Source organism: Allomuricauda sp. ARW1Y1 (assembly GCF_013407935.1).
Lineage (GTDB): Bacteria > Bacteroidota > Bacteroidia > Flavobacteriales > Flavobacteriaceae > Flagellimonas.
The window spans coordinates 83820-97512 of the sequence record NZ_JACBZU010000002.1 but is presented as its reverse complement, the minus strand read 5'-3'; the positions used below and the strand labels follow the sequence as shown (position 1 = coordinate 97512).

The window sequence follows — 13693 nt, the reverse complement described above, 5'->3', positions numbered from 1 at the left end:
AACCGTTGAATCAATACTTTACGTACTCCACGATTTCCAAGCCATAGCCTACCATGCCTACACGTCGGGTTTGTGCGGAATTGGTAAGTAGGCGTATTTTGGAAATGTTGATGTCGTGCAAAATCTGTGCGCCGATACCAAAATCCTTGTTGTCCATTTCCACTTTAGGTGCCTTGGTAACCCCGTCGCCCTGCAGTTTTTTAAACTCGGACAAGCGGCTCAATAAGTTCATGGATTGATTTTCTTGACTTATAAAAATCATCGCACTTTTCTCCTCCTTGTTCAGCGCATCGAACATCCGTTGCAATGCTTCATCAGGATTATTGGTCAAAGTGCCCAGCATATCGTTGTTCACCAAAGTAGAATTGATACGTGTCAGCACAGGCTCACCACTTCTCCATTTGCCTTTCAGCAGCGCGATATGGACTTGGTCGTTTGTGGTCTGTTGATACGCCCTGAGCCGAAATTCACCAAATCGGGTATTGATGGTAAAGGCTTCCTTGAGTTCTATCAGGCTATCGTGCTCCATGCGGTAGGCAATCAAATCCTCGATGGACACGATCTTAAGGTCGAACTTTTTGGCCACCTCCATCAACTGGGGCAAACGCGCCATGGAACCATCCTCGTTCATAATTTCCACGATCACTCCCGCGGGTTGCAGTCCGGCCAAACGTGCAAAATCAATGGCAGCCTCCGTGTGTCCCGTTCGGCGAAGCACTCCACCTTCCTTGGCAATCAAGGGAAATATGTGCCCAGGTCGGGCCAACTCATGCGGTTTGGTTGAGGGGTCGGTGAGCGCAATCACGGTTTTGGCCCTATCACCGGCAGAAATGCCCGTGGTAACTCCATTGCCGCGCAAATCTACTGACACGGTAAAAGCGGTCTCCAATGGGTCCGTATTATGGCTCACCATTTTATGTAGTCCCAAATCTTTGCAACGGCCCTCGGTTAGGGGAGTGCAGATGAGTCCACGGCCATGGGTGGCCATAAAATTGATGGTCTCAGGTGTAATCAGTTCGGCAGCGGCCAAAAAATCACCTTCGTTCTCCCGGTTTTCATCATCCACCACAATAATCACTTTGCCTCGTCTAATGTCAGCAATGGCTTCTTCAATGGTGTTCAGTTGTATGTTGTTTTCGTTGGAGATCATTCGTCCTCTGCTTCTTTATTTTTCCTTTTAAACAATGCTTTGATACGGTCGATAAAATGACCAAAGCCTATCAATCCTTTATCCGCTGTTGCGCGTCGGGTAAGCGATATGCCCAGCGGCAACATGATCATAGTGGGCAGCCAAGCGCCTATCGCCGGGTGAATATTGCCTTCCTTGGCGTAGTTGCCGGCAAACACCCCAATAAAATAATAGGCCAAAAATAGGATAATGGCCACTACCATGGGCAACCCAAGTCCTCCTTTACGGATGATGGCCCCCAATGGTGCACCCACAAAAAATAGGATAATGCAGGAAAGTGCAAGCGCATACTTCTGATGCAGCGATAAAATATGGCTGTTGTAAAATTTATAACGGCTTTGCAACTCATCCTTTTTAGCGTTTACCGTACTAAGAATGCTGGTCACTTCGTTCTGTGCTTTTTTAACTACCTGCAGTTGTTCCCATTGTTGCAAACTTGAAATAAACACATCAATGTCGCGGATGGTATCTTGTTGGATTTCTGTTTTCTTTTCTGGGACAATAAGTTCCAAGGAATCTACTTTGGGTTCCACGGGGAAGGCTCCCATGCGGTTGACCACGTTTTTGGAGAAGGCCGTCACTTTTTCGAGATTGTTTTCCCGAAGAGAGTCAATATCCTTGATCAGACGCCCCACATTTTTCATTTTGTTGGTGGTGATGTTTTGGTCTTCTTCCAGATCCTGGTCGTTCAATTCAGAAATGTCGATATTGATGGTGTAGGTGTCAAAATTGGACTTGGCGAATGGATGCTTTCGCCGTTCTGCTGCCTTTTGCGGAATCACCTCTTCGTAGTAATTGCCATCTTTGAGCACCAATTGGATAATGTCGGACTCCTCACTACTGATCAACTCACCTGTTTTTGCCTTAATGACGGTATTGTTGATGTTTTGGTTCGTTTTTTTGTGGATGATGACATTGTCCAGAAAGCGGTCCTGCTCGCCGTATTTTCTGTCCACTTTAATGTTCATTCCTTGGGCAGTTCCTTCAAAATCACTGAAAACACCCTCCGTAATGGCGGCTGCAGGCTTTACTTTGGCAATATTCCGCCTCAGGTTGAACATTTTTTGTTCCGATTTTGGAATTACATCATTGGCAAAAAAGAAGGTCACCAATCCAAGAAAGAGCACAAAAACAATCAAGCTCCGCATCCCCCGTTGCAGCGATATACCTGATGCTTTCATGGCGGCAAACTCATAGTTTTCCGCAAAGGTACCAAAGGTAAGGATGGAGGAGAGGAGTACCGTAAGGGGCAGCACCTTATCCACCAAAGTGGGAATAAAATAAAAAATGAACTTGCCAATGATGACCATGCCCAGCCCCTTTCCTGCCAAGTCATCGATGAACAGCCATATCCCTTGAAAAATGAATATGACGATCAAGATGAAAAAGGAACTGAAGAAGTTGTATAGAAATCTTCTTAGTATATACTGGTCAAGTATTTTCAATGCTTAATTTCTTATGATGTAGTACCCTTTGTCCTCGTATTTTTGCTCATCAAAGGTAAACAGTGTCCTCGATATGGGCTGATTGGTTTTGAAAGAATTAACGGTAATGGTGGTTTTGGTGCCATTGTTTCCGGTCTGGATCAGTTTGTAGATGTGCTTGGTCTGTGCATCTATGCCCAAAAGGATAGATTTGATCTCTGTATTGGAATCGATGGGAATCAGCTTGACATACTGGATTTTTCTGCCGCCTACATTTTGGAGAATATCCCATTGGTAATTATGGCCTGTTTTGTAAAAGGTCAGCATTTTGGAAGGACTCACCGTATCGTTGTCCTCGTTTACGTCCTCAATGGTGACTTCCTCATTTTCGGGAACCACTGTGTACACTTTGTTTCCATCGTACAATTGCTTGGCCCCAAAATAGTTCAGCAGATATTTTTCACCTTGAAGGGTAACGTTTCCGTTGGTTTCTTGCTTTAGATCAGCTTCCGTGTTCTCCAAAACAGACTGAAAGTCAATATAAATATTATCGTAGCTCTGCACTTTGTTGTACACTTCGTCCAGCAGTGTTTTAGCCTTGTCCGAATTTTGTCCGTAGGAAAGGATTCCAAGGGTAAACAAGGCTACAAATAGGATGTTTTTTTTCTTCATGATGTTACTTTGCTTCATTTTCCAATAATTGTTCCAAGGAGTATATGTCGGGAACCAACACTTGCCGTGCCTTACTGCCTTCAAAAGGCCCTACAATACCAGCGGCTTCCAGTTGGTCGATAATTCTACCAGCCCTGTTGTACCCCAATTTCAGTTTTCGCTGGATCAAGGAGGCCGAACCTTGCTGTGCGGTCACGATAACCTCGGCAGCTTCGCGGAACATGGCATCCCTGTCCTCAATATCATTATCAAGACTTGTGCCAGATTCTTCGCCTACATATTCTGGCAGTAGGTGCGCTTCGGGGTAGGCCCGTTGCGACCCAATATAGTCGGTGATTTTGGCTACTTCTGGGGTGTCCACGAAGGCACATTGAAGCCTGGTTACGTCATTGCCTTGGGTGTACAGCATATCCCCGCGACCGATGAGCTGGTCCGCACCTTGGGCGTCCAAGATAGTCCTGGAATCTATTTTTGAAGTCACCCGAAACGCAATCCTAGCTGGGAAGTTGGCCTTTATGATTCCCGTAATAACATTTACGGATGGCCTTTGCGTAGCAATGATCAAGTGAATACCGATGGCACGTGCCAATTGCGCCAATCGGGCAATGGGGGTTTCTACTTCCTTGCCCGCGGTCATGATCAAATCTGCAAACTCATCTATCACCAGTACAATGTAGGGGAGGAACTTGTGCCCATCGTTCGGGTTGAGCTTTCTGGCCTTAAACTTGGCGTTATATTCCTTGATATTTCTAACCATGGCGGTTTTGAGCAACTCGTATCGGTTGTCCATTTCGATACATAGCGAGTTCAAGGTATTGATCACTTTGGTGTTGTCCGTAATGATGGCCTCATCGGAATCGGGCAACTTGGCCAAAAAGTGACGTTCAATTTTGTTGTAAAGCGTCAACTCTACCTTTTTGGGGTCGACAAAGATAAATTTTACCTCTGCCGGATGCTTTTTATAGAGCAGGGAGGTAATCACAGCATTCAATCCCACAGATTTACCTTGTCCGGTGGCACCGGCCATGAGCAAGTGGGGCATTTTTGCCAAGTCCACCACAAAGGTTTCGTTGCTGATGGTTTTTCCAAAGGCGATGGGCAGTTCCATTTCGGCCTTCTGGAACTTGTTCGATGCGATAACCGAACGCATGGAAACAACGGTTGCGTTCTTGTTGGGCACTTCGATACCCACGGTTCCCTTTCCGGGAATGGGAGCTATGATACGGATTCCCAAGGCCGCTAGGGAAAGCGCGATATCATCCTCCAAGTTTTTGATCTTGGAAATACGGATACCGGCTTCGGGAACAATCTCGTAAAGTGTCACCGTTGGTCCAATGGTCGCCTTGATCTGTGCAATCCCGATCTTGTAATTTTTGAGGGTGCTTACAATACGATTCTTGTTTTCCTCGAGTTCCTCTTGGTTGATGGTGATGCCGCTCGATGCGCCGTGTGCGTCCAAGAGGTCCAGTTGGGGAAACTTGTAGTTGCCCAGCTCCAGTTTGGGGTCGAATTCACCAAAATCCTCTACCAATTTGGCCGCTTTGGCGTCAGTTTCTTCCTCTTCCTCAACCGGGGTTGTCTCAACCTTTAGGTCGATGTCGGATTCTTCTTCCTCGGGAATATTGACATCGAGCCCTGCTTCATCCAAAGGAGGGATATCCTTTTTATGGGTATACGTATCTATTTTTTCAGGTATGGTATCTTCTGTGGTCAGCGGAATCTGATTTTCGTCGTCCTCCATGGAGGAATCCATTGACGGATTGGAAATTTCATCACCTTTGAGTTCCGATGTGATCTGTCGTTTTTGTCTGCGGAAGAAGTTGGCAAAACCTTCGGGGGTAAAATTGAACAGGCGCACCAAAATTACCATCAAAATGAATATTAAAATCAGGAAGACCCCAATTTTACCGGTATAATCTTGAAGGAAATCATTCATTTCGTAGCCCACTAGACCGCCCAACAAAGGAAAATCAGCGGCAAAGAACCCAAGGGCAATCGAGCCCCAAATAACGCCTACCAATCCCCAAATCCATTTGGATATCAAGCCTTTAAGCTCTAACCCCAGAAATAAATAAAGCCCGGTTATAGCCAACAAAAAAGGAAATACGAATGAAGCCAGACCAAAGCCCTTGTACATAAAAAAGTGGCTTACGTTGGCCCCGAATTTATTCAATAGGTTACTTGCTTGGGCATTGCGGTCGGCAAATTGGGACAACATGCTTTGGTCTTCCTGCCAAGTAAAATAAAACGACATGAAAGAGAAGAAAAGCGCAATGCTCAGAACGATCAAAAGACTACCAAAGATGATCTTGTTCTGCTTGGAAAGCTTGAACGAGACCTTTTTTGGGGCATCGGTAGTTTTCTTGGTTTTTGATTTTGTCCTTTTTTTGGCCATCAATTCTGTTTAAGCGGGGCTAAGTTACAAATTTACGTTGCTACTCCTTGTGTTGGATTTTGCTAAAAGATTTTGGGGATATAGATGATCAACCCTATAATGCTGGCTAAGATGGACACTATCATTACGGCTCCAGCGGAAATATCTTTTATCAAACCGATCTTGGGGTCCAGATTGGGTTGGATATAGTCACAGATTTTCTCCACGGCCGTATTAACACCTTCCACACCCATAACCATGCCTATGGCCAATAATTGTATGGTCCATTCTGTTTGGGAAATCTCAAAATAAAAACCGAAAGCGGTAACCACAATAGCGATCACAAATTGAATTTGGATGCTGGACTCGGTCCGCAGCAATAGTAACATGCCCTTAAGGGCATATCCTACGCTTTTTACACGGTTTTTAAAAAAAGATTCTTTAGGCATCCATCAATGCTTCTAAGGCTGCTTTGTAATTGGGTTCGTCCACGGTTTCGGCTACCTGCTCGGTGTAGACCACCTCACCAGCCTCGTTGACGACTACCACGGAACGGGACAACAGTCCTTGCAATGGCCCATCGGTAAACTCTACCTGATAGGATTTTCCAAAGTTCCCGTCCCTGAAATCAGATAAGGTTTCCACCTTATCGATACCCTCCGCTCCACAAAAACGGGCTTGGGCAAAAGGCAGATCTTTGGAAATACAAAGCACTTTGGTATTGCTCAGTTCCGCTGCTTCCTGATTGAATTGTCGCACGGATTGGGCACAGGTTCCCGTGTCGATACTTGGAAAGATGTTCAACACTACTTTTTGTCCTTTGTAGTCGGACAATTCTACCGTAGACAGGTCATTTTTGACCAATGTAAAGTTGGGTGCTTGGGTGCCGTTACCGGGAAGGTTTCCCAAGGTATGCAATTCGTTTCCTTTTAATGTTACAGTTGCCATAGTCGCAGTTTTGATTTGGAATCAAAAATACTAAAAAAACCTTCCCGAAGTCTGTTACGGGAAGGTTCTTATTTCAACGTTTACAACAATGTCCGTTACTTGTCGATGGAGCCGAGAACCCTGGACATAAAACCGTTAAGGGCTTCTTTTTTGGGAGTGCCATTTTTGATCTCGTTCGAGACTTCAAGGGCGCCGTACAAATTGGAGATCAGTTCCCCGATCATGTCCAACTCCTCGTCTTTGAGGCTTGCAACCTCGCATACACTCTCCAAGGTGTCCGCAGTTTCCTGCAAATAATCCTCGTCATGCTCCTCGGCAAAATTGACCAATTGCTTAATTATGGGCAATTTCATGGATCAAGTCTTTTAAAACATCATATTTGTTGGTCTGCACCTGATTTTTTAGGCTTCCTTTGGAAAAAGCGGCAAATGTGGGCAAGTTGTCCACATTGGCTAGTTTTCTGGATTCCGGAAATTTTTCGGCATCGACCATTACAAAGGTTACGTTCTCGTTCAAAGTGGCTTCTTTTTTGAACTTTGGCTTCATTATTCGGCAATTGCCGCACCAAGACGCACTGTACTGTACCACTACGTTCTCGTTGTTGGCAATGACCTCGCTCAAATTGTCTTTATCCAATTCTACTACCATGGGACATTAGTTTACGTGATTGGCCAAATATTCGGAAACACCTGCTCTGTCAGCATTCATGGCTTCCTTTCCTTCTTCCCAGTTGGCAGGACAAACCTCGCCTTTTTCCTGTACGTGGGTATAGGCATCTACCAAACGCAAAAATTCCTTCACGTTTCTTCCCAAGGGCATATGGTTGATGCTTTCGTGGAATACCGTTCCTTCCTCATCGATCAAATAGGTGGCCCTGTAGGTCACATTGTCGCCTTCTACCACAACAGAGTTGGTCTCTTCGTTGAAATCCTCCTTCATAATGTCCAAGATGCCCAATGCGCTGGCCAGGTTTCGGTTGCTGTCAGATACAAGTGGGTATGAAACGCCTTCGATACCGCCATTGTCCTTTTCCGTGTTCAACCATGCGAAATGTACCTCCGCCGTATCACAGGAAGCTCCGATGACGATGGTATTTCGTTTTTCGAACTCGGCTAGGTTTTGTTGAAATGCAAAAAGCTCGGTAGGACATACAAAAGTGAAGTCTTTTGGGTACCAGAACAACAAAATTTTCTTGTTCTCGGCCTTGGCTTTTTCTACAATGTTGATTTTGAACGTATCGCCCAATTCGTCGATAGCGTTTACTTCAATACTTGGAAATTTTCTTCCTACTAAAGTCATTTATTGGATGTTTTTATAAAATTCGAGCTGCAAAAATAGGGCGGTTTGATGGCTTACACCAACTTAAAAATTTCTATTTCTTATGACTGGATAAGCTGTGACTATGTGCTAAAAAAACGTTGTCATTATTAAGGTTGTCACAAATATGAGCTAGTCACATTGAGAACTCCTCAAAGAATCTGGCTTAATTAAAAATGTAGAATTTAAATTTATTCAGCCGCAGTAGTGGCCAGTTGCTTGATCTTGATTCGGAATGCGGCAAACAACAAGGTCATGAACGGGCTCAACCAATTGAAAATGGCATAGAGCGCATACTCGCCAACACCAACGCCCAAAACCCCACTGTGATAAGCTCCGCAAGTGTTCCAAGGCACCAAAACAGAAGTTACGGTCCCGGAATCTTCCAGCGAACGGCTCAGGTTTTCTGGGGCCAGCCCACGCTCCTCATATGCTTTAGCGAACATTTTTCCGGGCACTACAATGGCCAGATACTGATCGGAAGCTGTAACGTTCAATGCCAAACAACTGCCCACCGTACTTGCGAACAGTCCAAAAGTGGTCTTGGCCAATTTTAGCAGAGACTCCGTGATACGCTCCAAAGCACCAATACCGTCCATAATACCCCCAAATACCATGGCGCAAACAATCAGCCAGATGGTGCCTAGCATACCGGACATTCCCCCGGAAGAGAACAAATCGTTCAAGGCTGGGTCGCTGGTGGCAATCTCGGTATCTACGGTTATCGCATTCAAGATACCTTTGTAGCCTGTTTCAAAGTTGAGTGCAGTTCCTCCGCCAATGTTGGCCACAATATCCGGTTGAAAAATAAGGGCGAAGAGGCCGCCCAACAAAGTTCCCACCAATAAAGCCATTAATGGTGGTGCTTTTTTTACGATCATTCCGATGACGGCCAAGGGTACAATGAACAACCATCCGTTGATGTTGAAGGTAGACCCAATATTGTTCAATAATGAACTGGTATCTGCAACACCTGAGGTATCCAACGTAAAGCCAATAATGATAAAGACAATTAAGGTGACTACAATGGTCGGGACCGTGGTATAGGTCATGTAGCGAATGTGGGAAAACAAATCCCCTCCGGCCATCGCCGGAGCCAAGTTGGTCGTATCACTTAAGGGGGACATCTTATCCCCGAAGTAGGCACCGGAAAGCACGGCACCTGCCGTCATTCCCAAAGAAATGCCCAGTGCGTCACCAATCCCGATCAAAGCAATGCCTACGGTGGCGGCTGTGGTCCAGCTACTGCCCGTGGCAATGGAAATAATCGCACAAATAATAACGCTTGCCGCTAAAAATATGGTAGGATTGAGAATCTGTAGCCCATAATAGATCATCGCGGGAATAATTCCGCTGACCAACCATGTTCCGGATAGGGCGCCCACCATTAAAAGGATGAGCAAGGCACCGGTGGTGGACCTCACGTTCTCGGCCACTTCGGCAATCATCTGTTCGTAGGATACCTTGTTGAAAATACCAACAATGGCAGCGACTGCTCCGCCCATTAAAAGGATGAATTGGTTGGAACCGCTTAGGGCGTCATCCCCAAAAACAAAAACATTGTAGGCCAGCATCCCCACGAGGGCAAAAACGGGTATCAATGCTTCTGTAATAGAGAGTTCTTTGTTTTCTACAATATGTTCGTCTTCCCTAAACTTTGATTCTTCCTTTGGGTTCGGCATGTTGGTGTGAGTTTGTTAAAAGGTAATATTACGATTTTGCACCTTGTTGTGCAAACCGTTGCAATATACCCTTAGGCCAAACTTGTATCGGGAGACAAAATATCCAGTTTTTCCATACAGCTTCGCATAGTGGCGTAGGTTTTTCGGATATCGTTGTCCAAACCGATGGAGAATCGTATAAGTCCTTGGGAAAGCCCGAGTTCTTGTTGTTCCTCTTCAGGTATTTCGGAAGAGGTGGATGTGCCCGACGCACTGAAAAGGGTTTTATAGAAACCGAGGCTTACGGCCAAATAGCCCAGTTTTTCCTGTTGCATCAGTTCCATAAGGGCATTGGCGCGTTCCACAGAACCTACATCCAGGGTCAGCATACCCCCAAAACCATATTCATGGTTCATTTGGGATTTCATCAACTCATGACCAGGGTGACTTTCCAGCCCGGGATAGACCACTTTAAGACCATCCTTTTCAAATTGTTGGGCTAAATAATGGGCATTTTCACTGTGTTTTTTGATTCGGATATGCAACGTGCGCATATTCTTTAAAATGGATGCCGCCCGCAAACTATCCAAGGTACTTCCTAAAAGCATACCTGCCCCGTTGTTCACATCCTTAAGGCTCAAGCAAAAATCGGTAGAGGCGCAAACGGCGCCCGCAACGCAATCGCTGCTCCCATTGATGAACTTGGTGAGACTGTGCACCACAATGTCCGCACCCAGTTGTGCAGCGTTGATGGTAAGGGGTGAAAATGTATTGTCAACCACCAAGGGCATGCCATTTTTCTTGGCGATTTTGGAAAGCGAGGGGATATCTGCAATTTCCAACAGTGGATTGCTTACGGCCTCGCAGTAAATCAATTTGGTTTTGGGGGTAATGGACTTTTTAACCGTTTCCAAATCGGTGATGTCCACAAAGGAAACCTTGATATTAAATTTCTTTACAAAGTTTTTCAGGAAGGCGTAGGTGCCCCCGTATATGGTTCGGCTACATACAATATGGTCATCCGAATCACAAAGCTGCAAGAGTACTGCGGTGATGGCTCCCATGCCGCTGGCATATACATTGGCCGATTCCGTTCCTTCCAATTGTGCCATGGCCTCGCCTAAATATAGGTTGGAAGGGGAGGAGTGGCGACTGTACAAATAGCAACCTTCCGTATTGCCCTCGAAGGTATCGAACATGGTCTTTGCTGATAGGAAGGTGTAGGTGGATGAATCTGATATGGAGGGGTTTACGCCTCCGAATTCACCAAAATATTGAAGGTCCTGAATGTGTTCCGATGCTTTGTAGTCCATAATGTACTGTTTTTGATAAAATTAGAAATAAACCGACCCATTGTCAATACCTATTATGAATTATAGAATTTAAGTCTTTTTCTGATAAAATATTAGGATAATATTCAAATATGATTCATTTTAGCCACATTCATCAGAAAAATTATCAGGATGAAACTGGACAAAATAGACATTGAGTTGATACGTCTACTCCAAAACGACAGTAAAAAAACAACCCAACAATATGCCGATTTGCTCCATTTGTCAAAAACCGCGGTTTACGAACGTATTCGTCGATTGGAACGCAATGGGGTCGTTACCCAATACACGGCCTTGGTGGATAAGGTAAAGGTGGGACGTGATTTTATGGTACTTTGCCAAATTCGTTTGGTACAGCATACCAAGGAAAACGTGCTAAAATTTGAGCGAGAGATCTTAAAACTCAAGGAGGTCTCCGAGTGCTTTCACGTAGGCGGGGATTATGATTATGTACTCAAGATTTATGTGAAGGACATGAAAAGCTACCGGGAGTTTATGCTGACCAAGCTCACGGCCATATCGAATATTGGCAATACCCAAAGCTCGTTTGTTATTAATGAGGTGAAAAATAGTCCATCGGTGCATATTTAGGTGTGTTGGTTACGAGTTTCTGGTTTCAAGTTAACTGTTTTCCTGTTCCTTTATTCCAATAAAGAGCCCAGACCGCAAACTCTCTGCTAAATCATTTTCTTTTGTCTGATGTCTGATGTCTGATGTCTGATGTCTGATGTCTCTTGTCTCCCTAAAGTGAAGAACAGCCCGTCGTTGTATATTTAGTTTTGTTGGTTACGAGTTTCTGGTTTCAAGTTGACTGTTTTCCTGTTCCGTTATTCTAATAAAGAGCCCAGACCGCAACTCTCTGCTAAACCATTTTCTTTTGTCTGATGTCTGATGTCTGATGTCTGATGTCTGATGTCTGATGTCTCTCTTCTCTTGTCTCTTGTCTCCTGTCTCTTCTCTATTTCCTTCCATCCAATTTCTAAAATTTCAACTCTAAAATCGACACCCAAAAAAAGCATCCGTCAGATCAGAAGGGGCATCCGTCAGATCAGAAGGGGCATCCGTCAATTGGCACCCGAAAAATTCAATGGCATTGTAGACCTTAGCCTTCAAAATATATAAGTATGAAAGCTAGATTTTTATTTCTGATCATGGTTTCGTTCGTGGTTTTTTGGTCCTGTGAGCCCAATGAGCCCGATTCCGTTTTGATCAACAATGCACCCGTGGTGCCCAGCCAAACCTTTACCGTTCCGGAGAATTTCCCTGACGGCCAATTGATTGGCGTAATCCAGGCGACGGATAAGGACGAAGATGCCTTGGAATTTTCCTTGATTCAAGAGTCCAACGGACTATTTGAAGTAGCCAAAAACGGCAACCTGTTCTTGGCAGCAGGTAAAAAGTTGAGTAATGCAGTTCAAGAAGAACATGTTCTGGATGTGTATGTACACGATGGGGTTGTGGGCAGAAAGGGAAGTGTAACCATAAAGGTTACCCCGCCCGAAAACTTGCCGCCCATAGCCGAGGATAAGATTTTTGATGACATTATTGAAACGCTACCTGAAGGAGAGCTCATTGGTGTCCTCGAGGCAGTTGATCCCGAAGGAGAACCATTGACCTATGAAATTATAGAAGATGAAGACGGTTTGTTCGCGGTGACCAACAATGGTGAAATTGTTTTGGCAGAAGGACAAAGTTTGGATTTTGAAACCTCGGAGCAACACACGATTGTGGTAAGCGTCAGCGACGGGGTCAATACTGTGGAAATCACCGTGACCATAAACGTATTGGACGATGGTGATATTTTTGACGACCCGGCTTCCTTCATCACCACTTGGAATGTGGAAACCGATGGACAGGAATTGATTATTGGCACCAACCCAGAATTTAGCTACGACTATACCATCGATTGGGGTGATGGCAATGTTGAACAGATTACGACCAATGAAAGCCCTTCCCATGTGTATGCAACCATGGGAACCTATACCGTAGCCATTAATGGGCAATTCCCTGCCTTAAATATGAGTGAATCAGATGTTTTGAGCCAGGAAGCCTTGGTGGATGTAGTACAGTGGGGAAGCCAGCAGTGGCAATCTATGGCTGCTGCATTTCATTCATGTGTTAACTTGGAAAGCTTCAGTGCCGCTGATTTACCGGATCTAACACAGGTAGAGACGATAGCCTTGATGTTTTACAATGCAAGCGCATTTAATGGGGACCTGAGTCAATGGGAAGTAGGAAATGTGGTTGATATGAGAACAACTTTTGGTGGCGCCACTAATTTTAATGGAGACTTGAGCGATTGGGATGTTGGCAATGTGACCCTTATGACGAGTATGTTTAGAGAAGCCTCAAGCTTTAACCAGGATATTAGCAATTGGAATGTGCTAAACGTAACGCACATGGATAATATGTTTACAGATGCCATTTCGTTCAATCAAGATATTAGTGGATGGGAAGTTGATAATGTGACTCAGATGCTCAATATGTTCAGGAGGGCAACCTCGTTCAATCAGGACTTAGGTGCATGGAATATTGAAAGTATTGTAAGCATGTTTGGAATGTTTCAGCAAAGCGGTATGAGCACCTTAAATTATAGCGCCACCCTTAGAGGCTGGGCCAGTTTAGGAGATGATAGCATTCCAGATGGCATAAACTTGGGAGCTGCTGGCATCAACTTTTGTGATGATACAGATACTGTAACCGCTAGGATAGACATTCTTCAAGACGCCAACAGCTGGGATATTACAGATGCAGGACCAGTAACGTGTAACTAAAAC

Annotated in this window: 13 protein-coding genes; 2 read left to right on the top strand and 11 right to left on the bottom strand. The window is 44.8% G+C overall.

Annotated elements, in window-relative coordinates:
• Positions 1–10 precede the first annotated feature (10 nt).
• The 11 genes from ribB to GGE08_RS05090 form a co-directional block, all read right to left on the bottom strand.
• Positions 11–1150, bottom strand: coding sequence for a 3,4-dihydroxy-2-butanone-4-phosphate synthase (gene ribB / locus GGE08_RS05140; RefSeq protein ID WP_179383840.1), 1140 nt, complete (start codon positions 1148–1150; stop codon positions 11–13).
• Positions 1147–2634: an LptF/LptG family permease gene (locus GGE08_RS05135; protein ID WP_179383839.1), complete on the bottom strand. Its 1488-nt coding sequence runs from the start codon at positions 2632–2634 to the stop codon at positions 1147–1149. The genes ribB and GGE08_RS05135 overlap by 4 nt, the downstream gene beginning before the upstream one ends.
• A 3-nt stretch (positions 2635–2637) precedes the next feature.
• Positions 2638–3285, bottom strand: coding sequence for an outer membrane lipoprotein carrier protein LolA (locus GGE08_RS05130; RefSeq protein WP_179383838.1), 648 nt, complete (start codon positions 3283–3285; stop codon positions 2638–2640).
• Positions 3286–3289: 4 nt separating this feature from the next.
• A complete protein-coding gene (locus GGE08_RS05125; protein WP_179383837.1) occupies positions 3290–5680 on the bottom strand; it encodes a DNA translocase FtsK in 2391 nt (796 codons plus the stop codon).
• Between the two features lie 62 nt (positions 5681–5742).
• Positions 5743–6108, bottom strand: coding sequence for a diacylglycerol kinase family protein (locus GGE08_RS05120; protein WP_179383836.1), 366 nt, complete (start codon positions 6106–6108; stop codon positions 5743–5745).
• A complete protein-coding gene (gene tpx, locus GGE08_RS05115; protein ID WP_179383835.1) occupies positions 6101–6607 on the bottom strand; it encodes a thiol peroxidase in 507 nt (168 codons plus the stop codon). Before tpx ends, GGE08_RS05120 begins: the two co-directional genes overlap by 8 nt.
• Before the next feature lie 95 nt (positions 6608–6702).
• Positions 6703–6960 (bottom strand): DUF6952 family protein, encoded by a 258-nt coding sequence (locus GGE08_RS05110; RefSeq protein ID WP_090295870.1) that lies wholly within the window; start codon positions 6958–6960, stop codon positions 6703–6705.
• The gene (locus GGE08_RS05105; RefSeq protein ID WP_179383834.1) at positions 6941–7255 is read right to left on the bottom strand and encodes a co-chaperone YbbN; all 315 of its coding nucleotides are present in this window, start codon (positions 7253–7255) and stop codon (positions 6941–6943) included. Before GGE08_RS05105 ends, GGE08_RS05110 begins: the two co-directional genes overlap by 20 nt.
• Before the next feature lie 6 nt (positions 7256–7261).
• Entirely contained in the window at positions 7262–7906 is a 645-nt protein-coding gene (locus tag GGE08_RS05100) for a peroxiredoxin (RefSeq protein ID WP_179383833.1), read from the bottom strand.
• Between the two features lie 209 nt (positions 7907–8115).
• Entirely contained in the window at positions 8116–9606 is a 1491-nt protein-coding gene (gene nhaC / locus GGE08_RS05095; protein ID WP_179383832.1) for a Na+/H+ antiporter NhaC, read from the bottom strand.
• A gap of 71 nt (positions 9607–9677) precedes the next feature.
• Positions 9678–10898 carry an aminotransferase class I/II-fold pyridoxal phosphate-dependent enzyme gene (locus GGE08_RS05090; RefSeq protein ID WP_179383831.1) on the bottom strand — a complete coding sequence of 407 codons (1221 nt, stop codon included), beginning with the start codon at positions 10896–10898 and terminating at the stop codon, positions 9678–9680.
• A gap of 150 nt (positions 10899–11048) precedes the next feature.
• Here GGE08_RS05090 and GGE08_RS05085 point away from each other — a divergent pair, with 150 nt between their 5' ends.
• A complete protein-coding gene (locus GGE08_RS05085; protein WP_179383830.1) occupies positions 11049–11507 on the top strand; it encodes an Lrp/AsnC family transcriptional regulator in 459 nt (152 codons plus the stop codon).
• Positions 11508–12040: 533 nt separating this feature from the next.
• Entirely contained in the window at positions 12041–13690 is a 1650-nt protein-coding gene (locus GGE08_RS05080) for a BspA family leucine-rich repeat surface protein (protein ID WP_179383829.1), read from the top strand.
• The last annotated feature ends 3 nt before the right edge of the window (positions 13691–13693 follow it).

What these genes read in the sequence shown, in the direction of transcription:
- ribB (WP_179383840.1), bottom strand. Translation starts at nt 1,150, where the DNA reads ATGATCTCCAACGAAAACAACATACAACTGAACACCATTGAAGAAGCC.
- GGE08_RS05130 (WP_179383838.1), bottom strand. Translation starts at nt 3,285, where the DNA reads ATGAAGAAAAAAAACATCCTATTTGTAGCCTTGTTTACCCTTGGAATC.
- GGE08_RS05125 (WP_179383837.1), bottom strand. Translation starts at nt 5,680, where the DNA reads ATGGCCAAAAAAAGGACAAAATCAAAAACCAAGAAAACTACCGATGCC.
- GGE08_RS05120 (WP_179383836.1), bottom strand. Translation starts at nt 6,108, where the DNA reads ATGCCTAAAGAATCTTTTTTTAAAAACCGTGTAAAAAGCGTAGGATAT.
- tpx (WP_179383835.1), bottom strand. Translation starts at nt 6,607, where the DNA reads ATGGCAACTGTAACATTAAAAGGAAACGAATTGCATACCTTGGGAAAC.
- GGE08_RS05110 (WP_090295870.1), bottom strand. Translation starts at nt 6,960, where the DNA reads ATGAAATTGCCCATAATTAAGCAATTGGTCAATTTTGCCGAGGAGCAT.
- GGE08_RS05105 (WP_179383834.1), bottom strand. Translation starts at nt 7,255, where the DNA reads ATGGTAGTAGAATTGGATAAAGACAATTTGAGCGAGGTCATTGCCAAC.
- GGE08_RS05100 (WP_179383833.1), bottom strand. Translation starts at nt 7,906, where the DNA reads ATGACTTTAGTAGGAAGAAAATTTCCAAGTATTGAAGTAAACGCTATC.
- nhaC (WP_179383832.1), bottom strand. Translation starts at nt 9,606, where the DNA reads ATGCCGAACCCAAAGGAAGAATCAAAGTTTAGGGAAGACGAACATATT.
- GGE08_RS05090 (WP_179383831.1), bottom strand. Translation starts at nt 10,898, where the DNA reads ATGGACTACAAAGCATCGGAACACATTCAGGACCTTCAATATTTTGGT.
- GGE08_RS05085 (WP_179383830.1), top strand. Translation starts at nt 11,049, where the DNA reads ATGAAACTGGACAAAATAGACATTGAGTTGATACGTCTACTCCAAAAC.
- GGE08_RS05080 (WP_179383829.1), top strand. Translation starts at nt 12,041, where the DNA reads ATGAAAGCTAGATTTTTATTTCTGATCATGGTTTCGTTCGTGGTTTTT.